The sequence below is a fragment of the Bradyrhizobium sp. TM102 genome (assembly GCF_009176685.1).
Classification (GTDB): Bacteria; Pseudomonadota; Alphaproteobacteria; order Rhizobiales; family Xanthobacteraceae; genus Bradyrhizobium; species Bradyrhizobium ottawaense.
The window spans coordinates 3,346,668-3,371,494 of the sequence record NZ_AP021855.1 but is presented as its reverse complement, the minus strand read 5'-3'; the positions used below and the strand labels follow the sequence as shown (position 1 = coordinate 3,371,494).

General features: G+C 65.2%; 24 protein-coding genes. 12 read left to right on the top strand and 12 right to left on the bottom strand.

Annotated features, from left to right (window positions below; genetic code table 11):
* Position 1 precedes the first annotated feature (1 nt).
* A complete protein-coding gene (locus GDN70_RS15910; protein WP_152102758.1) occupies positions 2 to 1,369 on the bottom strand; it encodes an APC family permease in 1,368 nt (455 codons plus the stop codon).
* Between the two features lie 350 nt (positions 1,370 to 1,719).
* On the opposite strand from GDN70_RS15910, the gene GDN70_RS15905 reads away from it, so the two are divergent.
* Positions 1,720 to 3,009 carry an alpha/beta hydrolase gene (locus tag GDN70_RS15905; RefSeq protein ID WP_244625887.1) on the top strand — a complete coding sequence of 430 codons (1,290 nt, stop codon included), beginning with the start codon at positions 1,720 to 1,722 and terminating at the stop codon, positions 3,007 to 3,009.
* 171 nt (positions 3,010 to 3,180) lie between these two features.
* Positions 3,181 to 3,507: a GrlR family regulatory protein gene (locus tag GDN70_RS15900; RefSeq protein ID WP_038950525.1), complete on the top strand. Its 327-nt coding sequence runs from the start codon at positions 3,181 to 3,183 to the stop codon at positions 3,505 to 3,507.
* A 34-nt stretch (positions 3,508 to 3,541) separates the two neighbouring features.
* Here GDN70_RS15900 and GDN70_RS15895 read toward each other — a convergent pair whose 3' ends face one another.
* Positions 3,542 to 3,919, bottom strand: coding sequence for a hypothetical protein (locus GDN70_RS15895; RefSeq protein ID WP_028141112.1), 378 nt, complete (start codon positions 3,917 to 3,919; stop codon positions 3,542 to 3,544).
* Between the two features lie 91 nt (positions 3,920 to 4,010).
* Positions 4,011 to 5,180: an MFS transporter gene (locus tag GDN70_RS15890; RefSeq protein ID WP_152102756.1), complete on the bottom strand. Its 1,170-nt coding sequence runs from the start codon at positions 5,178 to 5,180 to the stop codon at positions 4,011 to 4,013.
* Between the two features lie 185 nt (positions 5,181 to 5,365).
* On the opposite strand from GDN70_RS15890, the gene thrS reads away from it, so the two are divergent.
* Positions 5,366 to 7,420, top strand: coding sequence for a threonine--tRNA ligase (thrS, locus tag GDN70_RS15885; RefSeq protein WP_038972387.1), 2,055 nt, complete (start codon positions 5,366 to 5,368; stop codon positions 7,418 to 7,420).
* Positions 7,421 to 7,426: 6 nt separating this feature from the next.
* Here the strand turns inward: thrS and GDN70_RS15880 are convergent, their stop codons facing one another.
* The gene (locus tag GDN70_RS15880) at positions 7,427 to 7,798 is read right to left on the bottom strand and encodes a type II toxin-antitoxin system HigA family antitoxin (RefSeq protein ID WP_028141115.1); all 372 of its coding nucleotides are present in this window, start codon (positions 7,796 to 7,798) and stop codon (positions 7,427 to 7,429) included.
* A 10-nt stretch (positions 7,799 to 7,808) separates the two neighbouring features.
* Positions 7,809 to 8,114, bottom strand: a complete 306-nt coding sequence (locus tag GDN70_RS15875) for a type II toxin-antitoxin system HigB family toxin (RefSeq protein WP_038972388.1) — start codon at positions 8,112 to 8,114, stop codon at positions 7,809 to 7,811.
* 145 nt (positions 8,115 to 8,259) lie between these two features.
* Between GDN70_RS15875 and GDN70_RS15870 the strand changes: the two genes are divergently transcribed.
* Positions 8,260 to 8,823 (top strand): nitroreductase, encoded by a 564-nt coding sequence (locus GDN70_RS15870; protein ID WP_038950529.1) that lies wholly within the window; start codon positions 8,260 to 8,262, stop codon positions 8,821 to 8,823.
* 63 nt (positions 8,824 to 8,886) lie between these two features.
* Positions 8,887 to 10,155, top strand: coding sequence for a serine hydrolase (locus GDN70_RS15865; protein WP_038972389.1), 1,269 nt, complete (start codon positions 8,887 to 8,889; stop codon positions 10,153 to 10,155).
* Here the strand turns inward: GDN70_RS15865 and GDN70_RS15860 are convergent.
* Both GDN70_RS15860 and GDN70_RS15845 read right to left on the bottom strand, forming a co-directional pair.
* Positions 10,141 to 12,603, bottom strand: coding sequence for a bifunctional diguanylate cyclase/phosphodiesterase (locus tag GDN70_RS15860; RefSeq protein ID WP_152102755.1), 2,463 nt, complete (start codon positions 12,601 to 12,603; stop codon positions 10,141 to 10,143). The genes GDN70_RS15865 and GDN70_RS15860 overlap by 15 nt on opposite strands.
* 1,360 nt (positions 12,604 to 13,963) lie before the next feature.
* Positions 13,964 to 14,824: a LysR family transcriptional regulator gene (locus tag GDN70_RS15845; RefSeq protein WP_038949888.1), complete on the bottom strand. Its 861-nt coding sequence runs from the start codon at positions 14,822 to 14,824 to the stop codon at positions 13,964 to 13,966.
* Positions 14,825 to 14,926: 102 nt separating this feature from the next.
* On the opposite strand from GDN70_RS15845, the gene GDN70_RS15840 reads away from it, so the two are divergent.
* On the top strand, positions 14,927 to 15,919 hold the full coding sequence (locus tag GDN70_RS15840) for a zinc-dependent alcohol dehydrogenase family protein (protein ID WP_244625886.1): 993 nt from the start codon (positions 14,927 to 14,929) through the stop codon (positions 15,917 to 15,919).
* A 36-nt stretch (positions 15,920 to 15,955) separates the two neighbouring features.
* Here GDN70_RS15840 and GDN70_RS34960 read toward each other — a convergent pair whose 3' ends face one another.
* Together GDN70_RS34960 and GDN70_RS15830 are read right to left on the bottom strand one after the other, a co-directional pair.
* Positions 15,956 to 16,150, bottom strand: coding sequence for a hypothetical protein (locus tag GDN70_RS34960; RefSeq protein ID WP_018322145.1), 195 nt, complete (start codon positions 16,148 to 16,150; stop codon positions 15,956 to 15,958).
* Positions 16,151 to 16,585: 435 nt separating this feature from the next.
* Positions 16,586 to 17,659, bottom strand: a complete 1,074-nt coding sequence (locus GDN70_RS15830; protein ID WP_028141122.1) for a hypothetical protein — start codon at positions 17,657 to 17,659, stop codon at positions 16,586 to 16,588.
* A gap of 244 nt (positions 17,660 to 17,903) precedes the next feature.
* On the opposite strand from GDN70_RS15830, the gene GDN70_RS15825 reads away from it, so the two are divergent.
* Entirely contained in the window at positions 17,904 to 18,938 is a 1,035-nt protein-coding gene (locus GDN70_RS15825) for a patatin-like phospholipase family protein (protein ID WP_028141123.1), read from the top strand.
* On the opposite strand, the gene GDN70_RS15820 is transcribed toward GDN70_RS15825, so the two are convergent.
* Positions 18,939 to 19,367 carry a CBS domain-containing protein gene (locus tag GDN70_RS15820; RefSeq protein WP_028141124.1) on the bottom strand — a complete coding sequence of 143 codons (429 nt, stop codon included), beginning with the start codon at positions 19,365 to 19,367 and terminating at the stop codon, positions 18,939 to 18,941.
* A gap of 190 nt (positions 19,368 to 19,557) precedes the next feature.
* Positions 19,558 to 20,379 (bottom strand): rhomboid family intramembrane serine protease, encoded by an 822-nt coding sequence (locus tag GDN70_RS15815; RefSeq protein WP_028141125.1) that lies wholly within the window; start codon positions 20,377 to 20,379, stop codon positions 19,558 to 19,560.
* Positions 20,380 to 20,687: 308 nt separating this feature from the next.
* Between GDN70_RS15815 and GDN70_RS15810 the strand changes: the two genes are divergently transcribed.
* The 3 genes from GDN70_RS15810 (at position 20,688) to GDN70_RS15800 (ending at position 23,343) form a co-directional block, all read left to right on the top strand.
* Positions 20,688 to 20,990 (top strand): GIY-YIG nuclease family protein, encoded by a 303-nt coding sequence (locus GDN70_RS15810; RefSeq protein WP_028141126.1) that lies wholly within the window; start codon positions 20,688 to 20,690, stop codon positions 20,988 to 20,990.
* A gap of 555 nt (positions 20,991 to 21,545) precedes the next feature.
* Positions 21,546 to 22,100 (top strand): PAS domain-containing protein, encoded by a 555-nt coding sequence (locus GDN70_RS15805; RefSeq protein ID WP_018322140.1) that lies wholly within the window; start codon positions 21,546 to 21,548, stop codon positions 22,098 to 22,100.
* A gap of 109 nt (positions 22,101 to 22,209) precedes the next feature.
* Complete coding sequence (locus tag GDN70_RS15800; RefSeq protein ID WP_173015820.1) at positions 22,210 to 23,343, top strand: DJ-1/PfpI family protein; 1,134 nt, start codon at positions 22,210 to 22,212, stop codon at positions 23,341 to 23,343.
* A gap of 8 nt (positions 23,344 to 23,351) precedes the next feature.
* Here the strand turns inward: GDN70_RS15800 and GDN70_RS15795 are convergent, their stop codons facing one another.
* Positions 23,352 to 23,738: a hypothetical protein gene (locus tag GDN70_RS15795; protein ID WP_173015819.1), complete on the bottom strand. Its 387-nt coding sequence runs from the start codon at positions 23,736 to 23,738 to the stop codon at positions 23,352 to 23,354.
* A 138-nt stretch (positions 23,739 to 23,876) separates the two neighbouring features.
* Here GDN70_RS15795 and GDN70_RS15790 point away from each other — a divergent pair, with 138 nt between their 5' ends.
* Both GDN70_RS15790 and GDN70_RS15785 read left to right on the top strand, forming a co-directional pair.
* On the top strand, positions 23,877 to 24,383 hold the full coding sequence (locus tag GDN70_RS15790) for a GNAT family N-acetyltransferase (RefSeq protein ID WP_097668557.1): 507 nt from the start codon (positions 23,877 to 23,879) through the stop codon (positions 24,381 to 24,383).
* 126 nt (positions 24,384 to 24,509) lie between these two features.
* A complete protein-coding gene (locus GDN70_RS15785; protein ID WP_038949894.1) occupies positions 24,510 to 24,815 on the top strand; it encodes a hypothetical protein in 306 nt (101 codons plus the stop codon).
* Positions 24,816 to 24,827 lie beyond the last annotated feature (12 nt).

Sequence of the window (24,827 nt, the reverse complement as noted above, 5' to 3'; positions counted from 1 at the left end):
TCTATGCGCGATCGTGTGAATTGCCAGCGGCGACCGGCCGCCTGCGGAAAACAGCATAAATGAACAGGCCCGAGAGCATGACGAGCATCCCCGCGAGCGACTGCAGCGGCCGCTCGGTCAGCAGGTAGTACATCATGAACGCGGTCACGAGCAGGAAAACCAGCGGCGTGAACGGGTATCCCCAGGCGCGATAGGGTCGCGGCAGATCGGGATCGGTGATGCGCAGCTTGATGACGCCGGCGACCGTGAAGAACGAGCAGAACAACAGTGCGAACTGGATGAAGTCGAGCACCGCCTCGAAGCTGCGCGTGAACAGCAGCAGATTGGCGACGGCGAGCTGGAACAGGATCGCATAGGCCGGCGCGCCGCTCGCCGATCGCTTCGAGAACACGCGCAAGGCGGGAATGTCCTCCCCCATCGTCATCATCACGCGCGGGCCGATCCACATCATGGCGCTGATCGAGGAGATCAGGCCAACGCAGATCATCGCGCCGACGATCCGACCACCGAGGCTGCCGAAGATGGCGCTGCCGGCGACGCTGGCGACATCGAGCTGACCGGCAAGCGCACCGACCGGCGTCGAATGGAGAAACACCGCGTTCAGCGCGACGTACAGCACGAGCACGATCAGCGTCCCCGCCAGCAGCGCGCGCGGCAGATTCCGCTGCGGCATGTTCATCTCGCCGATGATGTAGGTCGCGGCGTTCCAGCCCGAGAACGAATACATCACGAAGACGAGCCCGATCGCAAACGGCGCGCTGACGATGTGGGCGAGATCGCCCGGCTGCGGCGTAAACGTGATCGGTTGCGGGGCAGCGATGACGAAGCCGGCGACCAGGAAGGCGACGATCAGCGCGACCTTGATGATCGTCGCGATCAGCTGGAAGGTCGAGGAGTGCCTGACGCCGGTCAGTTGCACGAGCGAGACCAGCCACACCACGGCGATGGCGAGCGGGATCGGGGGCAGATCGGGCACGACAGATTTGGCGTATTCGCCGAACGCCATCGCGGCGAGCGCAACGGGCGCGGCAAAGCCCACCGTCGCCGACACCCAGCCGGCGAGAAAGCCGAAGGCGGGATGATAGGCGCGACCGAGGAAATTGTACTCCCCGCTCGAGCGCGGAAACATCGCCCCGAGCTCGCTATAGGCGAACACGCCACACAGCGCGACGATGCCGCCGACGGTCCACAGCAGCAGGATCGAGAAGCCGGACGGGATGTCCTTGACCTGGAAGCCGAGGCTGGTGAAGACGCCGACCCCGATCATGTCGGCCACGACGATGGCGGTTGCGACCAGAACTGAGACCCCGGTCCCGCTTCCGGTCAGCCGGCCAGTCCAGGGCGCGGTTCCCGCATTTGATGCCGTCATCGGGGTCCTTAACCTCAGGCGTCGTGCCTCATGGGCGCATCGTGCAGGTTGGCCCAGTCAATTCAAGCAGGGTTAACAAGGGCTAAATGAGGCGACGGAAGCGGGTAATCGAGCACCGCTTATTCCGCCCCCGAGCGATAAAGCGGCGCCCGCCCCGAGAAATCCCGTTCCTCCTCCCCACAATCAGGACACGATTGCATGGTCCTTTTGAGCGTTCCGGATGTGGGGAAGTTTCTCCGGACACTTAACGTCACCTAAACGCCAGCGGCGCAATTGTCTTGAGATGCCGATGGACGTGACTTTGGGGTCATGGGTGGATGGTCGGGGCCGTTCCGAAATTGAGAGCTGACATGCGTGCCGACCGGACGACGTCCGGTGCGCGCGGTCATGCGCTCCGGATCGGCCTGATCTCAGCCTTGGTGCCGCTCTCCCTGACACTGGTTCAATGCGGCAAGGCGCCCAATCCGGCGGCGCTCGCCGCGAACTCGCAGGCCAATGTTCAGGTCGTTGCGAAGACAAATCAGCAAGTCGCGAGCGGCGACACGTTCGAGAATCGCTTCCCGGCCCCGCAATTCGGGGAGCGCTTTCCCTCGGCGAGCGAGAGTTTTCTGCAGCGGCAGATGTCGGACTTCTCGCCGAAGCGCGCCGTGCAGCAACCGTCGCTGGAGCAGGCTCCCTACAGGGTCGCTTCGCTCGAGCCGCAGGTCCCCTACAAGCGTTCGCCCCGCGACGACCTGACGACGCTCGTCAGCATGAAATCGTCGGCCTTTCCCTATTTCGGCAACAACCCCGCCTCCGACGCGCCGTTCCTCAACATTGCCAAGGGCGACCGCCGCGGCCATCGCAGCTATTCCGGTCGCGTGTTCTGGCAGGACGAGACCTACAATGACAGCCGCGTGCTGATGCACGTGCCCGAGCATTTCGACGTCCGCAAGCCGGGCGTGATCGTGGTGTTCTTCCATGGCAATGGCGCGACGCTCGAACGCGACGTGCGTGATCGCCAGCTGGTGCCGAAGCAGGTCACCGATTCCGGCGCCAATGCCGTGCTGCTTGCCCCACAGATGGCGGTCGATGCCGCCGATTCCAGCGCCGGCAAGTTCTGGCAACCGGGCGGCTTCAAGCGCTTCATGGCGGAATCGGCCGACCACCTCGCCCGCGTCACCGGCGATCCCAACAGCGCCCGCGCCTTCGCCAACATGCCGATCGTGATCGTCGGCTATAGCGGCGGCTTCCTGCCGACGGCCTGGAGCCTGGAGGTCGGCGGCATCAGCGACCGCGTCCGCGGCGTCGTGCTGCTCGACGCCGTCTATGGCGAAATGGACAAGTTCGCGTCCTGGATCGAGAGCCACCGTTCCGGCTTCTTCGTCAGCGCCTACACCCGCCACACCGCGCGGCGCGACCGCGAGCTGATGAGCATGCTCCGGCAGAAGGGCATCAGTGTCGCCGAGGACATGGACGGCCCCTTGCGTCCCGGCAGCGTGGTGTTCGTGGAGACCGGCGACGGCATCACCCATCGCGACTACGTCACCCGCGCCTGGACGCGGGATCCACTCAAGGACGTGCTGGTGAAGATGTCGGCGACGCCGGCGCTGGCGCTGACCCGCGTGGCGGCCACCAGTTCCGCCGCATCGAGCCGATAGGTTTGGATATTGGTGCAGCCGGTGTCCGGCTGCATTGCCTGCAATTCCCTCAGGCTCTGATCAAAATGTAATGTTGATGGTCGAAATCCCCGGAAGCCACCGGATTGCTTCCGCCAGCAAGGCTCATACTTTGCCGGCCAGTTTGTGATTGGAATTTCGCGGGGACAGGCAGTGCGTCAGGGATTGTACAAGGTCGACTTCCACACCGTTCATGGAACGGGCTGCGGCGTCGTCTACGTGATGGATGGCAAGATGCGCGGCGGCAATTCCGCTTTCGCCTTCATCGGCACCTATACGGGCGAAGGCGACAGCATCAAGGTCAAGATCTCGACCCAGCGCTACAACGACGACCCCTCCTTCAAGGCTCTGTTCGGCACCGACCGGATCACGCTGGCGCTCGCCGGCCGGGAGGACGGCGACAACGCGGAATTCGAAGGCAACGCGCTGCAGGCGCCGGGCGTTGCCTTCCGGGCCGTGCTGAGCCGGATCAGCGACTGAGCATCAGCTCATTCAAGATTAGCTCTTGTAAGTATTAGCTCTTGGGCAGCTTCGGAATGCTCTCGGCAAAGCCGTTGAAGCAGGCCAGCCGCTCGTCCTCTTCCTTGAAGAAGCGGCAATCGGCGTAGCCCTTGGCCTTCGCCGGCTTCGGCTTCGGCGCTGGCGCGATCACCGCGTCGTAGCAGTTGAGGCGGTCCTTGGTGCCGTCGTCGAGCTCGAGGCAGGCCTGGAGCCGGGCCGCGATCGACTGCGGCTTGCCCTTCGGCGCTGCGGCCGGCTTGGCCGCCGCCTCTTTGGTCCCTTTGGGCTTGACCTGCACCAAGGGCTTGTCCCCCACCATCGGTGGCTTGTCGGCTTGCGCAAACGCGGAGGCTGAATAGAGCACCGCGGCAACCGCCAGAATCATCCTCATTTCAGTCAACTCTCTTTGGTCCCCATGACCGGCGTTCTAGCGCTCCCGCGCGCGGTTTGCCAAGCACATTGCGTACACGAAGCCGCGGGATTCAGGCCGTTGCAGCCGCAGGCCGGGGCCGGGTCAGGACCACCAGGATCAGCGCCAGCGCGACGAAACCGACCGCGACGAAGCCGAGCGCATGCAGGAGTTCGCGGGCGAACAGCAGCCCGCCGACGGCGGAGCCGACCGCCTGGCCGATATAGAGAACGGACGTATTGAGCGCGACGGTTGCCGATGCCAGTGGCGGCGCGGCCGCGACCAATCGCACCTGCTGCATCGAATTGGTCGAGGCAAAGCCGAGGCCCCAGATCGCGACCCCGACCGTCATGAAGGCAAGCGTGCCCGCGCCGAGCGCCCAGCCCGTGATGCCCGCAAGCAGCAGGCAAGTGAACAGCAGCGAGGTCCGATACGGTCCCGAGGTGTCGACGATGCGGGTGGCGATGACGACGCCGAGGAAGCCGCAGACGCCGTAAAGCGCGAACACCATGCCGATCGCATCGGGACCGGCGCCGGTGAGCTTCTTGAGCAGCGGGCCCATGAAGGTGAACACCACGAACTGCCCCGACATCTGCAGCATGGTGATCGCCAGCAGCAGCAGAATCGTCCTGTTGCGGCCGACCTCGCGCCAGGTCTTCAAATCCACCGGCGCGCCCTTCAGGCCTGCCGGAAGCCGCAGCAGCAGCAACAGGAAGCTGATGCAACCGAGCACGCCGATCTCGCCATAGGCCGCGCGCCAGCCGTAGCGGCTCGCAATGAAGGTGATCAGCGGAAGGCCGACGGCGGCAGCCAGCGACCAGCCGAGGAAGATATAGGCGATGGTGCTGCCCCGCCGCTCCACCGGCACGATCAACGCCGCCGTGCCGGCGGCCTGCGGCGTGTAGAGCGCACCGACCGCGAGCATCACGAGACGGATGGCGAGAAGGCTGGTGTAATCGGGTGCAAAGGCCGAGGCGAGATTGCCGAAGGCGAGCACCGCCAGCGTCGTCGTGAGCAGCGTCCGCCGTTCGATGCGGCTCGTCAGCCAGGCCGTCAGCGGCGAGCCGATGCACAGCGTGATCGCGCCGAAGGTGATGAGGAGCCCGGCTGCATGAATGCTGACGTCGAGCCCCGTCGCCAACTCCGGCAGCATGCCCGCCGGCGCCAGCACCGAGCAGCCGGTGACGAGATTGCCGAGCATCAAGGCGGTTGGCGCGAAACGCGGGGCGCGTGCATTTTCCATGCAAGTGCATGTAGAGCAGCCGCCGGGCCAGTTAAAGGGCCGGTGCGAAATAGTTCGGGCGCACGCCCCGTTTTATGCGCCGATTTTCTTGGAATTGCCGGATTGCGCAGGCCGAATCGCCTGATATATCGCTCGTTCCCGCTTACCTGCGCTCGTTCGCAGGAGTGAGCCTCAGGAGAAAAGCAATGACCGACCAGTCCAAGGACCAGCCGAAGTCCGAATCCGGCTTCCAATATTCCCTCAGCAATCTGAAGCCCGTGACCCCCGCCGCCAAAGTTACCCTCACCTTCCCGGACGGCGCCCAGCGCCAATACGACCAGAGCATCACCGGCCTCGATATCGCCAAGGGCATCTCGCCGTCGCTGGCCAAGCGCACGGTCGCGATGGCGCTCGACGGCGTGGTCGCCGACCTCAACGATCCCATCGAGGCCGACGCCAAGCTCGAGCTGATCAGCCGCGACGATCCGCGCGCGCTCGAACTGATCCGCCACGATTGCGCCCACGTGCTCGCTGAGGCCGTGCAGACGCTGTGGCCGGGCACGCAGGTCACCATCGGTCCCGTGATCGAGAACGGCTTCTATTACGACTTCTTCCGCAACGAGCCGTTCACGCCGGAAGACTTTGCCGCGATCGAGAAGAAGATGCGCGAGATCATCGCGCGCGACAAACCTTTCACCAAGGAAGTCTGGGATCGCGAGAAGACCAAGCAGGTGTTCCGCGACAAGGGCGAGGCCTTCAAGGTCGAGCTGGTCGACGCCATTCCCGGCACCGAGCCGATCAAGATCTACTACCAGGGCGACTGGTTCGACCTGTGCCGCGGCCCGCACATGACCTCGACCGGCAAGGTCGGTAACGCCTTCAAGCTGATGAAGGTGGCCGGCGCCTATTGGCGCGGCGACAGCAACAATCCGATGCTGACCCGCATCTACGGCACCGCCTTCGCCAAGCAGGAGGACCTCGACGCCTACCTGAAGCAGATCGAGGAAGCCGAGAAGCGCGACCATCGCAAGCTCGGGCGCGAGCTCGACCTCTTCCACTTCCAGGAGGAAGGTCCGGGCGTCGTGTTCTGGCACCCGAAGGGCTGGACCATCTTCCAGCAGCTGATCGCCTATATGCGCCGGCGCCTGACCGGCGATTACAGCGAGGTCAACGCGCCGCAGATCCTCGACAAGGTGCTGTGGGAGACCTCGGGCCATTGGGGCTGGTATCGCGAGAACATGTTCGCGGCGCAGTCGGCCGGCGACGAGGCCGAGGACAAGCGCTGGTTTGCGCTCAAGCCGATGAACTGCCCGGGTCACGTGCAGATCTTCAAGCACGGCCTGAAGAGCTACCGCGACCTGCCCTTGCGCCTCGCCGAGTTCGGCGTGGTGCATCGCTATGAGCCCTCCGGCGCCATGCACGGCCTGATGCGCGTGCGCGGCTTCACCCAGGACGACGCGCACATCTTCTGCACCGAGGACCAACTCGCCGAAGAGTGCCTGAAGATCAACGAACTCATCCTGTCGACCTATGCGGATTTTGGCTTCACCGGCGATCTCACCGTGAAGCTGTCAACGCGGCCGGACAAGCGCGTCGGCACCGACGAGATGTGGGATCACGCCGAACGCGTGATGGCGACGGTTTTGCGCGAGATCCAGTCGCAGAACAATCACATCAAGACCGAGATCAACCCAGGCGAAGGCGCCTTCTACGGGCCGAAGTTCGAATATGTGCTGCGGGACGCCATCGGCCGCGACTGGCAGTGCGGCACCACGCAGGTCGACTTCAACCTGCCGGAGCGGTTCGGCGCGTTCTACATCGACCATGACGGCGGCAAGAAACCGCCTGTCATGGTGCACCGGGCGATCTGCGGCTCGATGGAGCGCTACATCGGCATCCTGATCGAGCACTATGCCGGCAACTTCCCGCTCTGGCTGTCGCCGGTGCAGGCGGTGGTCACGACCATCACCTCGGAAGGCGACGAATACGCCAAGGTGGTGATGGAGCAGGCACGCCGCGCCGGGCTTCGGGTCGAGATCGACCTGCGCAACGAAAAAATCAACTACAAGGTCCGCGAGCATTCGCTGGCCAAGATCCCGGCGCTGCTCGTGGTCGGCAAGAAGGAGGCCGAGACGCATTCGGTGTCCGTCCGCCGCCTCGGCAGCGACGGCCAGAAGGTGCTGACGACCGAGGAGGCGATCGCCGCCCTGGTCGACGAGGCGACGCCGCCTGACGTCAAGCGGGCGCGCGCCGCGGTCTGACGGCGTTCAAGCGGCTCTATCTTGCCCGACTTTGATGAGGGACTCGGCCGGAATGCCGAGGCCCTCATGCAGCCGTCGGATCATGCTGAGTGTCAATTCGCGCCGCCGGTTGAGCACTTCGTGGACCCGGTTGCGGCTGCCAATAAAGGGAATCAGGTCCCTCGGCTGCAGACCGCCCTGTTCCATATGATATTTGATGGCTTCGACCGGGTCCGGAAGGTCCAGTCGGTAGTGCTTCCGCTCCCACGCCTCCACGAGCGTCACAAGCACGTCAAGTCGATCGCCCTCAGGCGAGTTCCGGCGCGCACTCATCAACGTCTCGATCTCCTTGAGCACGCGACGATAGTCTCGGTTAGACTTGATTGGAGCGATTTCCATCATCGACCTTCTAAATGGTTTGCGCATCGATTGCGTCGTCCTGCCGGTGTGTTCCAACAAAACGGATATAGACCACGCGGTATGGATAGTTGATCCAGACCACCACGCGATATTTGTTGCCGGCGACGTTGAACATGACGCGGCCATCCCTGAGGATACTGGCGGTTCGGATATCTCTCTTGACGTCCGCGGGCTTCGCCCAATCGGCCTGCTTTACCTGCCGAAACCAGGCCATCAGGGGATCGCGCGCATCGGAGGCCGCCTCGCCGGCCCGATCTAGAAAAGCCTTGATCGTGCTGAGCGCGATGATCCTCATTCAACTCATCTTAGCATAGTCCCATCTTGGGACCATAACCTTCTGGACGGGCGCAGCTGTCGAACTCATAATCACTCTAAAATCCCTTCCATTCGTCCCCTGCCGGGCCTATCTCCCGGCGAGAACAAAGCCATAAGGACGCCCCGTGCCCGACGCCATCGAACTCCTGAAGACCCGCCGCTCGGTCAAGCCGCGCGAAATGACCGGGCCTGGCCCCTCGGCGGCCGAGCTCGAGACCATCCTTACCATCGGCGCCCGCGTGCCCGACCACGGCAAGCTCGCGCCCTGGCGCTTCATCATCTTCGAGGGCGACGCCCGCCAGCGCGCCGGAGAGGTGATTGCCAAGGTGTTCGCCCGGAAGAATCCCGGTGCGCCCGCCGCCGACGTCGAGATCGAGCGCAAGCGCCTCACCGACGCGCCGCTGGTGATCGGCATCGTCAGTTTCACCAGGCCGCATCCGAAGGTGCCGGCGTTCGAGCAGGAATTGTCCGCCGGCGCCAGCGCCATGAACATCGTCACGGCCGCAACCGCGCTCGGCTATGGCGCCTGCTGGCTGACCGGCTGGTTCTCGTTCGATCGCGACGTGCTCGATGGCCTCGGCCTCAAGCCGGACGAAAAGCTCGCCGGCTTCATCCATATCGGCACGCCGACCAAGCCGAGCGAAGACCGTCCGCGACCGTTCCTTTCGGAAATCGTGACGCGTTTTTAATCGAACGCTTGTTGACGCCTCTGGCGTCTTGCGGCTTTCATCCCGGCCAGGGAGGAAGCCGGTATGAAGCGTCGTGATTTTCTGGTCGGGGCCGCGCTGCTCGCCGGCACGATGGCACGAAGCCGCGCCGCCGACATCCCCGCCCCGTCGTCCGAGGGGCTGGATCGCATCACTTCGTATTTCGACAACGAGGTGGGAAGCGGCCGGTTGCCGGGCGCCGTGATCCTGGTGCAGCAGCACGGCAAGCCGGTCTATCAGAAGACGTTTGGCGTGCGCGACGTCAGGACCAGTCTTGCGATGACGCCGGACACGATCTTCGCGATCCACTCGATGACCAAGCCGATCACCTGCCTTGGTGCGATGATGCTGATCGACGAGGGCAAGCTCGCCCTCACCGACCCCGTGTCGAAATACGTTCCCCTGTTTGCGGACACCAAGGTCGGCCTCGAAGTCACCCTGCCCGACGGCAAGCTGGAGCTCGATCTCGTGCCGCCGGTCCGCCCCGTCAACATCGAGGATTTGCTGCGGCACACCTCGGGCATCAGCTACGATTATATCGGCGGCAAATGGGTCGAGCAGGCCTACAAGGCCGCCAACATCTTCGAGGGCCAATTCAACAACCGCGAATTCGCCGACCGCATCGCCAAGCTGCCGCTGGCGCGGCAGCCGGGAACGCTGTGGCGCTACGGCCATTCCACCGACGTGCTCGGCAGCGTCATCGAGATCATCTCGGGCCAGACGCTGTATCAGTTCCTGAAGCAGCGCATCTTCGATCCGCTCGGCATGAGCAGCACCAAATTCGCGCTGGCGACCGAGGACGAGCTCGCCCGGATGGCGCGGCCGCTGCCGAACGATTTCATCCTGCTCGCCGCCGAGCGAGACCGCCTCGATCATCCCGAATGGCAGTCCGGCGGCGGCGGCCTGCTCTCGACCATCACCGACTATCAGCGCTTCTCGCAGATGCTGCTCAACGGCGGCGAGTTCGAGGGCAAGCGTTACCTGAGCCCTGCCGCGTTCAAGGCGATGACGACCGATCATATCGGGCCCGGCTCCGGCGTCGGACGCGACTATTTCTATTTTCCGGGCGACGGCTTCGGTTATGGCTATGGCCTTGCGGTGCGGACCGATCCGGGCAACGCCAAACCGCCGCCGCCGGGCTCGCTCGGCGAGCTGAAATGGGACTCAGGGAGCGGCACCTATTTCGGCGTCGATCCCAAGCTCGACATGGTCTACCTCATGATGCAGCAGACCCAGAACGAGCGCAGCCGCATCACGCCCGCCTTCAAGGCGCTGGTCTACGACTGCTACCCCGAGGGGCTACGCCGCCCGTGAGGCGCGCTGACCGAAATCGGCGAGCAGCTTTGCGATCTCGGCCGCAGGCCGCGCCGCGCTGAACAGAAAGCCCTGCACTTCGTTGCAGCCTTCGGCGCGGAGCCAGTCGAGCTGATCCTCGGTCTCGACGCCCTCCGCGGTCGTGGTGATGTTGAGGCTGCGGCCGAGCCCGGAGATCGCGCGCACGATCGCGCTGCAATCGGGCCGCTGCGCCAGATCCTTGACGAAGGAGCGGTCGATCTTGATCTTGTCGAACGGAAAGCTCCTGAGATAGCTCAGGCTGGAATAGCCGGTGCCGAAATCATCCATGGAGATGCCGACGCCGAGCTCGCGGAGCTGGTGCAGGATGGCAAGGTTGGCATCAGTCTCCGCCAGAAAGACCGACTCCGTGATTTCGAGCTCGAGCCGCCGCGGCGACAGGCCGGACTGCGCCAGCGCCGAGATCACGATTTGAACCAGGTTGCGGCTGCGGAATTGCGCCGGCGACAGATTGACCGCGACCTTGACGTCGGCAGGCCATTTGACGGCCTCGGCGCAGGCTTCGCGCAAGACCCACTCCCCTAACTGCGTGATGAGGCCGATGTCCTCGGCAACCGGGATGAACTCCGCCGGCGAGATCATGCCCTTGTCCGGATGGCGCCAGCGCAGCAGCGACTCGAAGCCCGAGATGCGGTCGGAGGCGATCGACACCAGCGGCTGATAGTGCAGCTCGAACTCGCCATTGGCGAACGCACGGCGCAGATCGAGCTCCATGTCGCGGCGCTTCTGCGCCTGCAGGTCCATCTCGCGCTCGAAGAAATGGTGCACGCCGCCGCCGTCGGACTTCGCCCGGTACAGCGCCATATCGGCATTGCGCATCAGCTCTTCCGGCGTCGTGCCGTCGCCGGGCGACAGCGCGATGCCGATGCTGGCGCCGATCACCATCTCCTGACCGTCGAGATCGTAGGGTGCCTTCAGCATGTCGATCAGCAGGCCAGCGCAGGCGCTGGCCTCGTTCGGCGAGACGTCGGCGGCAAGGATCACCGCGAATTCGTCGCCGCCGAGCCGGGCCGCCAGATTGCCGCCGCGGACGGCAAGGGTCAGGCGTTCGGCGACGTCCTTGAGCAGGCGATCGCCGACGGGATGACCGAAGGAATCGTTGATGTTCTTGAACAGGTCGAGATCGATGTAGAGCACGCCGACCCGTTTCCCCGCTGCCTGCTCCAGCGCCTGCTTCAGGCGCTCCCGGAAATATTCGCGGTTCGGCAGGTCGGTGAGCCCGTCATGGTGGGCCATGTGCGCGATGCGCGCCTCGGCCTTGCGGCGTTCGGTGATGTCGACCACTGCGACCAGATAGCCGTCGCGATCGTCGAAGGCGACACGGCGGCCGAAGGTGAGCACCTCGATCTCGCTGCCGTCGGCGCGCAGATGCCGCCAGTTGCGCGAGGAGTGATAGGCTTCGCCAACGCGCTCCAGCGCCTCGGCGTGGCTGTCCCACTCGTCCTCCGGCCAGATCTCGTGCAGCTTCATGCGCAGGAAGGTGGCGCGGCTGTAGCCGTAATGCTGGACCGCGGCGTCGTTGACGCCAAGGAACTCCTTGGTCTGCGCGTCGAACACCCACATCGGCATCGGGTTGCTGTCGAACAGCAGGCGGAACGAGGCGTCGCGCCGCTTCAACGCGGTGACATCGGAGATCGTCAGCGAGACCACGTCGGCGAAGGCCGTGGCGCTGAGGCGGAGGTGGCGTCCGTCGCTCTCGATCTCGAGCTGCTCGCCGCGGCCGCCCGCGACGGCCTTGAGCAGGAAGCCCATGATCTCGGGCGAGGCCAGCAGCGTGTTGCCCTCGCCGATCCGCCGCCACAACAGACCTCCGCTCGCGACCTTCAGCAGCGCGCTTGCGCTGTTGTTGTGATGCACGACCTGGAGATCGGACGGCTTGCCGCCGGCATCGCGCACCGTCGCCAGCGAGATCACCGCATCGTCGGTCGAAGCGAAAATCGCATCCAGCAGATTGTACTGCGTGCCGCGCTCGTTGATGTAGGCGCCGACCAGCGTAGCGCCCCAGCGCGAGGCCGTCGGCAGCGCCAGCACATCGTAGGTCCGGACCATGCCGTCGCGCACGCAATGCGCGCTGGCGTGGTAAGGTCGTCCATTGGCAAGCGCGCTCGTCGCCGCTTCCGACAGTGCGGTGGCGCAATCCGGCGACAATTCGGCGACGGGAATATCCCAGCGCTCCTCGCCGAGCCATTTCTGCACGTAGCGCCCGCTGCGCGACAGCTCGAGCCTGCCGTCGTTCCTCAGCAGCGCGATGTGATCGGCGAGCCGTCCGAGACTGCCGAGCATCACGTCCTCATAGCGCGGCAGCCGATCGCCCGGCTTCAGTGCGGCACGCCATTTGCGCTGAAGCACCGGGATGTCGTCGAACATTTCGGCGGCCGGTTTTCCCGACACTTTCTTCGCGGCATTCATGGCAGTCCCCAACGCACTTTCCCGGCGCATCCAATGCAGCTGCGCTTAACGACATGTAAAAAGGCCGCTGGCGCGGGTTCCATTCGGCGATTATGACAGTTTTAAGTCGGGTGTTGGTTAGTGGGCGTTAGAGACTATGACGGTCGTGCGAAGGGGCTACGTCCGGGTGTGCGTTCGAAGTTTGGGCGCGCGTCTCTCGTGTCCCGGACGCGCTGCAACGCCCTTCGCGTTGCGGCGCAGAGCCGGGACCCAGCAAGCCACAGCACGTGCTGCAACATGGGCCCCGGCTCTGCAGCGCACCGCTGAAGAAGCGCTGCGCTGCGTCCGAGGCACGAGAGTCGTCATTGCGAGCGCAGCGAAGCAATCCAGGCTGCCGCCGCGGAGACAGTCTGGATTGCTTCATCGCAAGAGCTCCTCGCAATGACGGCGTGTGAAGTAGCAGCTTCCGGCTCTCTCGTGTCCCGGACGCGCTGCAACGCCCTTCGCGTTGCGGCGCAGAGCCGGGACCCAGCAAGCCACAGCACGTGCTGCAACATGGGCCCCGGCTCTGCAGCGCACCGCTGAAGAAGCGCTGCGCTGCGTCCGGGGCACGAGACCTATTCAATAGACACACCTTCGCAGCCTCGCGGCGCATTTCGCCCGAGCTTTGCTTGATCGCTTCACCCCCATTTGAAAGAGGGCGCAGGGAAGGCCGGGAGCCGGTTGGCTCCCATGGCCGCCTGTGCGCAAGATCTGCGTGTGCAGAAAGGCACAGGCGGAAAGACCACAGGGCAACCGGAGCATCCCGGCCTTCCCTGCGCAGTGGCTTTACGGCTTATGTCGTGCTCTCCCCGGGGAGCGTTGCGCTATTGCCCCCGTCGCCTTGCGGATGGCTGGCGGATGCGTCCGGTTGGACGACATCCATCACCACAAGACTTGGCGCACAGACCCCGGGCGCCAGGACCACACGATTTTGCCGTACGCCGATCACACCGGTCGTGTGCGCGATACTTTCGCTCACGGCTCTCCGCCCTGCGAAAGCACTTCGCGCCGATGCAACTAGCGTCCACCGCCGCCCGGCCCGCGTTCGTGACGATCGCGATACGCCCCTCTTCCTTGGGCCGGGTTGTCGCGACACATACGTGATTTCCGAATTTCGGTAAAGTGGGATATTTTTGATGACACGGATTGACCCACGGCTCGGGTGTTTTGCCCGTCGGACAACGCAAGGGCTCGTGGGAACGCGTTCGTAGGGTGCAAAGGCGCAAAGCGCCGTGCACACCATCTCTCTCCACTCGGGCCAATCGTGGGCACGCTTCCGCCTTCGCTCTCCGAGCTACGGCGGACAAGTCGCTTTGCCCACCCTACGGCACCGTGCCGCCTACGGAGCCGCGCCGGCGAGACGTTCGATCACGATATCGAGCAGCGCGCGCAGACGGGCGAGCCGCCTGAGATCGCGGTGATAACCGACATAGGTGTCGCGGCCGGGCGGCGCCGTTCCGATGTCGAGCGCGACCAGGCGGCGGTCGCGGTCGCCGAGCGGACGCGGCAGCACGGCAAAGCCGCCGCCGCTCGCGCAAAGCTCGGCTTGCACCTGCCTGTTGTTGCTGCGCGAGGCGACGGCTGCATTCGGCAGCGCGCGCTTCAGCCAGACGGCGTCCGGCATGTCGGCGAACTCGGCATTCATCGTCACGACGCGGACAGCGCTGCCGTCGCCGGCGCGCGGCGGCTTGCTGCCCCTCTTGCCATAGAGCGCGTGGGGAATGTGCAGCAGCTTTCTGGAGATCACCTCGGGCTCGCTGAACGGCTTGATGCGAAACACGAGATCGGCTTCACGCCGCGGCAGACTGTAGAGCCGCGCATCGGTCAGGAGCTCCACCGTCACCTTGGGGTGACGCTTGCCGAATGCGGCGATCACCGGCGACAGCATCACCGTCCCGAACCAGTCCGACGATGACAGGCGGAGCAGGCCGTCGAGCTGCGTCTCCGCACCGGACACATGGCGCTCCAGCGCGAGCGCCTCGTCCTCGATCCGCTCGGCATGGCGGAGCACGGCGGCGCCCTCGTCGGTCAGCACCAGGCCATCCGCCGTGCGCTGGAACAGCGTCTGTCCCAGCGACGTCTCGAGCGCGCGAAGCCGCCGGCCCATCGTCGGCTGGGTCTGGCCGATTTTTCGTGCGGCAGCGCCGAGCGTGCCTTCGCGCGCAATTGCCAGGAAGATGCGCAGATCACTCCAGTCCATCAGGAATCCCGCCATACATAAATGTATGACGATTGTACAACCTTGTTCCTTCTCATGCAAAGTTTCATGGGCATATTGAGCCGATCACGGAGCAAGACGATCATGACGAGACAATCGACGATGCGCGCAACTGTCCTGGAGACCCACAACGCTCCCTTGCGCCTCTCAACCATCTCCACGCCCGAGATCGGCCCGCACGACGTGCTGGTGCGGGTGCGCGCGAGCGCGGTCAATCCGCTCGACACCAAGATCCAGGCCGGCGCCGCGGCGCATGCCCGCCACCCGCTGCCGGCAATTCTCGGCATCGATCTCGCCGGCGTGGTCGAGCTGGCCGGGCGCGAGGTCTCGCGGTTCAAGCCGGGCGACGAGGTCTACGGGATGACCGGTGGCGTCGGCGGCGTACAGGGATCGCTCGCCGAATTCGCCGCGGTCGATGCCGATCTCCTCGCATTGAAGCCTGCCAATCTCGGCATGCGGGAAGCTGCCGCGCTGCCGCTGATCGTCATCACGGCCTGGGAAGGCCTGATCGATCGGGCGGCGTTGAAGGCGGGCCAGAAGGTATTGATTCATGGCGGTGCGGGCGGCGTCGGTCATGTCGCGATCCAGATCGCGCGCGCCTTCGGAGCGGAGGTGTTCGCAACCGGTTCGCCGTCGCAGCGCGCCACCATCGAAGGTTTCGGCGCCGTATTCATCGACCGCGACAGTTCGGTCGAAGCCTGCGTGGCGCAGCACACCGGCGGCCGCGGCTTCGACATCGTCTACGACACCGTCGGCGGCAAGGTGCTCGACGCTTCCTTCGAAGCGGTGCGCCGCTTCGGCCATGTGGTGAGCGCGCTCGGCTGGGGCACGCATGCGCTTGCGCCGCTGTCATTCCGGGCAGCCACCTATTCAGGCGTGTTCACGCTGCTGCCGCTGCTGTCGGGCGAAGGCCGCGCGCATCATGGAGAGATCATGGCGGAGGCCACGCGCCTCGCCGAGGCCGGCAAGCTCGTGCCGCTGCTCGACGCCAGGCGCTTTACGCTGGAGAACGTCGACGACGCCTATGCCCTGATCAGGGATCACGCCGCCAAGGGCAAGCTCGTCGTCGATATCTGAGGTGGAGCTTGTAGCCGGATGGAGCTGTGCGCGCCGCTAGTCCTCGCTGGACGCGGCGGAGCGGTTGCGCAAATAGGCCTGCGACAACAGGAAGAACAACGCGCGCTCGCCATGATATTTGGCGGAGGGCCGGGTGCGCTCGAAACCGTCGGCAAAGATCTTGCCGGACTGGTCGCACACCTGCCATCGCCAGCCAAACCGCTTGCGCCTGGTGAGGATCACTTCGAACATGCCGACGAGCTTGGTCCCCTGCTCCTTGCCGGTCTCGCAAAGGCATCCAAGCCCCTGCTCCGGCCTCCCCCATTAGACGGATGCCCGACATATAACCCAGCGGAGTGGAAAGAGAATAAAATTGATGATCGGAAATTCGTCTCTTGCACCGCTGTGATGAGGACGGCGGGGGTGCGGGAATAAGCTTTCGCCAGCGGTGTTTGCCTCGGCCCCAGGAGGCAATCTGCTGGCGCTTGCAGTATTCAAAGCAGAACACAGGGGGTGATGGGGATGAGCATTTTGCTTACCAGTCCCCACGACGCATGCGACGGTAACAGGAGATGCACGTTCGTGCGCTCGATGAGAATTTCCGTGCCGGACGTCAGGTCGGTGTCAGGTTGCAGGCGGCACCGCCGCCAGGACCTTAGCGCGCGACGGCCTTAGCGCGCGAGGGCCTTAGCGCGCGACGACTTCCACCTCGCCGTCGACGCCGTTGACGACGTTGAATCCGCGCTCGTAGACCTTGCCCTCGTTCTTGGCGATGGCGCGGTATTCGCCTTCGGAGAGCACGACGCGCGGGAAGGCGCCGATCGATTCCTTGATGACGTCGCCGCCCGGGGTCAGCACCGACCAGGCGGTGTTGGCGAGCGCCTCGCCGCCCCTGTCGCTGACCAGCTTGAGCGTGATCACGGCTGCGCGGTGGGTGATGGTGACGTCGGTGAGCTTGCTGGCCTGGACGCGGATGTCGGAGCGCACCACCGAATTGGCGTCGCCATAGTTGGAGATGATGTAGTAGGTGCCCTCCGGCAGCAGCACGACGTCGCCGGCGGCGACGTTCGGCACCAAGGAGGCACGCTCGCCGGATTCGAACTGGCTGCCCTTGTAGATCGCGAACGAGATCTGGTTCTGGGGAATGCGGCTGGTGCCGACCCGACCCTCGATCCGCAGGCCCCCGGCCGGGAGCACGAAGGACTCGCGGTCGGTCTCGGCCTTCAGGCTGACGGTGCGCACCGCGCTGACGAGGCCGAAGGCGACGTGCACGACGTAATTGCCGGGCGGCAGCACGATATTGGGCGTGGCGCTTCGGTCCTCGCGGATCAGCTTGAAGGTGCCGTTCTCATCGGGACGGTCGGCAAACACGCGCCAGACCAGGCCGCTGGTGATCGCCGGAGAATCCTTGCCGTATTTCGCGGTCAGCGACAGCACGCCCTGTCCGGGCACGGCCGCATTGAGCGGGGCGGCCGGCGGCACGGTCGTGACCGCGGGCGGCGGCATGCTGGGGGTCGTCGGCTGCATCAGGGTCGGCGGCAGGCTCGGGGGGCCGGCGCCAGGGCCGGAGGGCGGCGCCAGGCTGACGGCGCCGCCGGGGTCGGGCACCGAAGCCGGCGGGACCGGCGGCGGACGATCGGAGAATAGCTGCGCCTGCGCAGCGTTTTGGCCTGAGGTAACGAGGCACGCGGCAAGGATCAGCGCCGGCAGCAGCCTGCCGCTGCGCCGCCATCCGATGATGCCGTCACCCCCGCGTGTCATGCCCCCTGCTTTTCACCGAAAACGCGGCAAATTCAAGCCTCTGAAACCCCAGGAAATACGGGCCCGGTCCGATTGATGGAACCCGGTTGACGCCTGCGTGATTAGTCCAGCGGCAGCCAGCTCTCGCCACACTGCTGCCCCCTGCTTCCCGAACGGTATAAACCATGCTTGGCCCTCGCTCTGGTGCGGCGGAAGTCCGGTGCCTACTCTGGTGTCGAGGGCTGGCCCGGGTAGGAGAGTTTCGGTGCTTGATATCTTGAAGGGTCGTGGTGGGAACGGCTCGAACGGTGAGAAGATTGGCCTTGGCCCCACCCGTCGGCCGATCATCGGCCTTGCCCTCGGCGGCGGCGCGGCGCGCGGCTTTGCCCATATCGGAATCCTCAGGACCTTGATCGCCAACGGCATCGTGCCCGACGTCGTGGTCGGCACCTCCATCGGCGCCGTGGTCGGCGGCCTCCATGCGGCCGGCCGACTCGAGACGTTCGAAGAGTGGGGGCGCAGCCTGCAAGGGATGCGCAACATCCTCGGCTATCTCGACATCCGCCTCAACGGCTCCGGCCTGCTCGGCGGCGAGAAGCTGGCGACCCGCCTCGAGAACGCGGTCGGACAGACCCTGATCGAGGACCTGCCCATCAAGTTCGCAAGCGTCGCGACCGAGGTCCGCACCGGCCACGAAATCTGGCTGACTCGCGGCCGCGTCGTCGATGCGATGCGCGCTTCCTACGCGCTGCCCGGCATCTTCTCGCCCGTCCTGATCGGCGACCGCTGGCTGGTCGACGGCGCGCTGGTGAACCCGGTGCCGGTCTCGGCCGCCCGCGCGCTCGGCGCCGAAATCGTCATCGCCGCAAATCTTTCCAGCGACATCTTCACCCATTCCACGACGATCTATTCGCACGGCGCACCGCCCACGCCGGTCGCTCCGGGGGCCGAGGAGCCGACGGCCAAGCGGCGCTTCCCGCGCCTGTTCTCGCCCGAGAGGACGATGAAGCGCGAGTTCTTTGGCGGCAATGGCCGGCCCGGCATCTCCTCGGTGATGGTGGATGCCTTCAACATCATGCAGGACCGCATCACCCGCGCCCGCCTTGCCGGCGATCCGCCGGATCTGTTGATCACGCCGCGGGTCGGCCAGTTCGGCTGGTTCGACTTCCACCGCTCCGAAGACCTGATCGCTCATGGCACCCGCGCCGCGGAGCGCGCGCTGGAGTCGATCCAGGAGGCGATCCATGTGCTGGCGCCGGCGCCCGAAGGCACCGCTCCGAAAGCGGGCGAGCAGACCTGATCAGGCCGTCTTGATGTAGTCGCGCAGGGCTTCCTGCTCGGACTCGTATTCCTGGACCCGGCGCTTGACGATGTCGCCGATCGAGATCAGGCCGACCACCTTGCCGTTGTCGATCACGGGCAGATGGCGGAACTTGCCCGACGTCATCATCTCCATGAGCTCGGCGACCGTGTCGGTCTCCTTGCAGGTCACGACCTTGCGGGTCATGACCTGAGCGACCGGCTCCTCCAGCGCGCCGGCGCCGCGCTCGCCGAGCACGCGGACGATGTCGCGCTCCGACAGGATGCCCTCGAGCCGGCTCTGGTTCATCACCAGCACCGCGCCGATCTTCTTCTCACCGAGCAACTTGACCGCGGCAGCCAGCTTCGCGTCGGGCTCGACGCTCATGATCTGGTGGCCCTTGGTGTTGAGAATGGAACGTACCGTCATTGTTGCCTCCCTGAATCGGACCCGTCCGCCTCTTGGCGGTCCGGACTTGTTCTTCGAGTCTTCAACTAACAGTTTAGGCGCCGGTTGCAGGCTCAGGCGCTTTGCGAAGCATCGCCGCTAGCGGCTTGCAGCTTCGGAACATTCTTCCTGCAAATGATGGATGAATTCGGGCCGCGCCGCAAGCGCCGCTTCAAATACGGTCTGAAACGTCCTGTGATGACGCATCCGCAGCATCGTTTCGCACGCGCGGCACGGGATCGAACAGGGCGAACAGCAGCAGGCCGGCGAAGAAGCCGCCGATATGCGCCTGCCAGGCCACGCTCGTGGTTTCGGAATCGATGCCGATCGCACCGACGCCGAAGATGATGTTGACGCCGAACCACACGGCGAGGAAGCCGACCACCCGCCCGTCGCGCAGCGCACGCGATAGCGGCAGCGCCGGAACCTTTGCTGCGGTATCGGCGTCCGACCGGTTGAACGACAGGAAGCTGCCGCGCACGAAGGCGAAGCGGATCGCGGCTGCCATCGCGCCCGACACCGAGGCGGAGGCGCCGATCATCGGCGCCACCGCGTGCTCATGGGTGACGAGATGGGCGAGCGCGCCGGCCGCCGCCGTCACCGCCAGAAACAGAAAGAACCTGACCGCGCCGAACCGCCGCGCCAGCGCGCTGCCGAACGGCAAGAGCCAGAGCACGTTGAAGCCGAGATGGGTCAGATTGGCGTGCAGCAGCGAATAGGTGACGAACGTCCAGACCTTGGCGCCCGACCCGCCCGGGATCTGCAGATTGAGCAGCGAGGAATCGTATCGCTTCGGGATGAAGCCGAAGACGTCGATGGTCCAGTTCTCGAGCTCCGCCGGCAGCAGCACCCGCAGATGGATCACCGCCAGCAGGACGATATAGGCGGTCAGCGCCACAGGCAGCGTCAGGACCGGCTCGCGCGGAGCCTCCTCATGGGCGGCCGGCAGGCCGGGCTGAGAATCCTGCGGCGGAGAATCGTGCGGGGAATCCAAGGCAGCTTCGCTTTCAGGCGCGATCGGAACGATCCGTTTGGAGATAGTCGCCTTTGCCGGCCTTGCGCAAGTGCACAAAAGGAAATCGTAAAACGGCGTCTCATTTCGATGTCGGACGCGACGCTGGGCCCCGGCTCAGCAGTGCAGCGCTGAAGAAGCGCCGCACTGCGTCCGGGGCATGAAACCAGCCCAGCCCGTGTCCCGGACCAGGCGCGGCACGAAGTGACGCGCCGCAGAGCCGGGACCCAGATTGGCGGCAAGCTCGAACCATGCAATTCTAGGTAGTTTCTACTTTCTGGTTCACGCCGATGCCAACCGCATTCTTCGTCTACATCCTCGCAAGCCAGCGAAACGGCACATTGTACGTCGGCGTCACCAACGACCTCGCGCGCCGGATGGCCGCACACAAGGCGAAGCGCGTCCCCGGGTTTACGAAGCAATACGGGGTCACGTTGCTGGTCTATTTCGAGAGCTACGAGTCCATCCTCGAAGCGAGAGCGCGCGAGCATTCGCTGAAGCGATGGCGGCGCGCCTGGAAGCTCAAGCTGATCGAAGACCTCAATCCGGACTGGCGCGACCTGACGGAAGACCTGAACTCGCTGGCAAACTGACTGGGTCCCGGCTCTGCGCAGCAGCGCTATGCGCTGCAGCGCGTCCGGGACACGGAACGCTAGTGTCCCGGACCAGGCGCGGCACGAAGTGACGCGCCGCAGAGCCGGGACCCAGCTCTTCGTCGGTTGAGCCCGCGACATGGGCCCCGGCTCCGGGGCACGAAAGCCGGCGGCTGAAAAGGAAAAGGCAGGGCCCTGGGAAGCCCTGCCTGTCCGTGTCGGCCTTCCGGTGCCGGAGGAATGAAGGTGTATCCCCACCCCTCCCCGCGGCCCGTGACCAAGCTGTTTGACGCCCTGTGTACAGACCCCGCCGAGAACCTGGATGAAAGCGGCGAGGCTTGCGACTGCGATCACCATAGCAGCGACGCGTGAGGCGCAAAGGCCATAGTTAATTTAACGTTAACGACGCAAAGACTGCCTTAACGAGGGCGAAAACGCCCTCCCGGCATGGACGCTGCAAATCCCCTCCTGCACAACATCACAAGGGATCGCGGGTGCACTGAAGCGGGACAGCTTTGTCCCTTCGAGGTTGCACCCCGGGATAAGCGTTCAGACATGAAACATCCGTCGAGCCGCGCGTTCTTCGCGTATTGGGACAAGAAGCGCGGCGCCGCACGGGCCCCTGATAGGGCCGACATCGATCCGGCCGCGGTCCGCGGCCTGCTCGGCGACATTTTTGTCCTCTCCTGCGAGCCCAATCTCGGCTTTCCCTTCCGCGTCGCGGGCACGCGCGTCTGTGCGCTCGCGGGGTGTGACCTCAAGGACCAGAGCTTTGCGGCGCTGTTCACGGCCGCGAGCCGCGGCGAGATCGAGGAGATCACGACCATCGTCGCCGACGAGGCGTTAGGTGCGATCGCCGGCATCACGGCCGCGCGCGAGGACGGCAGCAAGGCCTATCTCGAGCTGTTGCTGCTGCCCTTCAACGCCCGCCCGCACACGCCGGTGAGCGTGACAGGCGTGCTCGCGCCGTTCGACGACGAATGCGGCGCGCTTTCAACCTTCACCCTCACCTCCTGGCGCTATCTGCACCAGCCGGAGAAGCTGCTGCCGCGCGCGATCCGCAAATTGCAGATCGCACGCGGGCTGATGGTGTATGAGGGGCTGAGATAGTCTCGCGCACGCGGATGGCCGTTTTTGCCGGATCTGCGTCATTCCTGATGTCGTTGCCAAGGGTTAGCTTCCGCCTCGCGTGAAGCAACGAGGTTCGGGTGACATCATCATGACATGGCGCGTTCTGGCGTTGAGCGGCCTCGGCTGCGTGGCGCTGCTGGCGGCGATCGGCGGAACCTGGCTGTTCCTGCTGCCAGGCACTCCGGCTCGGGGAGCCGCGCCCGCAATTTCCAGGGACGAGACCGAGGCGACGCTTGCGGCGCTGAAGCCGCCGAAGCGCGAACGCCCGCTGATCGCCATCGTCGGCATCAACGACATGACCGAGACGACAGACTATCTGATGCCCTACGGCATCCTCGCGCGCGCCGATGTCGCCGACGTCCTCACATTGGCGACGCAGCCCGGACCCGTCACGCTCTATCCCGCGCTGAAAGTGCAGCCGCATGCGACCATCGCCGAGTTCGACGCTGCGCATCCCGACGGCGCCGACTACGTGATCGTGCCCGCGATGAGCCGCGAAGACGATGCGGTCGCCCTGCAATGGATCAGAAGCCAGGCCGGCAAGGGCGCGATCATCGTCGGCGTCTGCGTCGGCGCCAAGGTCGTTGCCAACACCGGGCTGCTCGACGGCCGGCAGGCCACCACGCACTGGTATTCGGTGCGCGATCTGCAGAAGCATTCCGCGATCCGCTATGTCGCGGACCGCAGGCTGGTGGTCGAGCGCGGCGTCGCGACGACGACCGGCATCACCGCGTCCATGCCGATGGCCCTGACCCTGGTCGAGGCCATCGCCGGCCGCGCCAGGGCCGAGGCGGTCGCCCGCGACATCGGTCTTGCGGAGTGGAATGCGCGCCATCGCAGCGCGGCGTTCCAGTTCACGCGCCCGTTCGCGCTGACGGCGATCGCCAACACGCTCGCATTCTGGAACCGCGAGCAACTCGGAATCGCGCTGACGCCAGGCATCGACGAGGTCTCGCTTGCGCTAATCGCCGATGCGTGGTCGCGCACCTATCGCTCGCGTGCCCTCACCTTCGCTGCCACGGCAGAGCCGCAGACGAGCCGCGGCGGTCTCCGCATCCTGCCGGACAAGATCGCGGCCGACTGGCCGGCAAAGCTGACGCCGCCGGCCGCCGCCGGTTTGCCGCCGGCGCGAGCGCTGGACCAGACGCTATCCGCCATCGACGCGCGCTACGGCTCGCGCACGGCCGACTTCGTCGCGATGCAGCTCGAATATCCGAGATAGATGCGCCGTTACGGCATCGCCAGATGCCAGGCGCCGTTCAAGAAGCCGTCGCCGGTGACGTCGCCGGGCTTCTGGTCCTTGGCGAAGGTGTAGAGCGGCTTGCCCTTGTAGGCCCACTGTTTCGAGCCGTCGTCGCGGGTGATGATGATGTAGCCGTCACCGGCCGCATCGCTCGCCTCGGCCTTCAGCACCGGCCAGTTCGTCGCGCATGGACCGTTGCAGGCGGACTTGCCGTCCGCGTCCTTGTCGAAGGTGTAGAGCGTCATGCCCTTGGCATCGGTGAGCACGTTGCCCTTGTCGGTCTTGCCGGTCTTGGTCGGCGGTGCGGCGAAGGCGGCGGGAACGATCGCGAGCGAGAGTGCCAGCGAGAGCGCGAGGCGGATCGAGGACGTCATGATATCTCCTGTCATGCAATTGGCTTGCATGGGTAGGACGCCGCACGCGGCGTCGTATTCCTGAGATGGCGGCAAAGATATTTTTCGCTGCGCGCGCCGACGCGGCGGAATAAACTGGGTCAACCGAGACGGAAAGACATGAGCAAGCCGCATTGGCGTCCCGCGCACGCATCCGACCTGCCCGCGATCAGCGCGATCGCGACGCAAATTCATCCCGCTCTTCCTGAGAGCCCCGAGGTGCTCGCGGAGAAGATGCGGCTCTATCCCGACGGATGCCGCGTGCTGGTCGCGGGCGACGAGATCGCCGGCTACGGTCTCGCGCATCCCTGGAAGCAATACCGGATCCCGCCGCTCGACGGCTTGCTCGCACGACTGCCTGACGATGCGGATTGCCTCTACGTCCATGACGTCGCGGTCCTGCCCGACTTTCGCGGCGGCGTCGTGCGCCCCTATGTTGCTGATGTTGAACAGTTGGCGCGTGCGTCAGGCATCGCAACGCTCGCGCTGGTCTCGGTCTATGCCACGCGGCCGCTGTGGCAACGTCTCGGCTTTCGGCCCGTCACGGCGGACGCGGCACTGCGCGCAAAGCTGGCATCCTATGGCGAAGGCTCGACGTACATGCTGCGCGACCTTACCGCGGTGTAATGTCCCTCGCCGGCCGGCCGGCTCACGCGGGCGTGAAGCCGCGCCCTCGAACCGGGTCAGGTGGCGCTCCGTCGAAGGTGTGTGCGAGCCGTTCCGGTCTCGCCGAACCGAGGCTGGAGAATATCCATGAAGCTCACGTTGTCGAAGATTGCCTTGATTGCATGCGTTGCGACGAGCGCGTTCGCCGCGACCAGCGCCAACGCGGCGCCCCACCGAACCGATGGCTGCCAGTTCGCCTTTTTCGAAGGCTGTGGCATCGTCTTCGAGCAGCCGAACCCCGGCCGCTCCCGCAGCAGCGTCATTCCCGTCCGCGATACCTCGCCGACCTACATGAAGCAGACCGACCCGCGCTACAGCTCGTCGATGCGCGATGCCGGCGGCGGTGGTGGCGGCGGCGGCGGTGGTGGTGGTGGTGGCGGCGGTGGCCGCTGAGCTCACACCCGA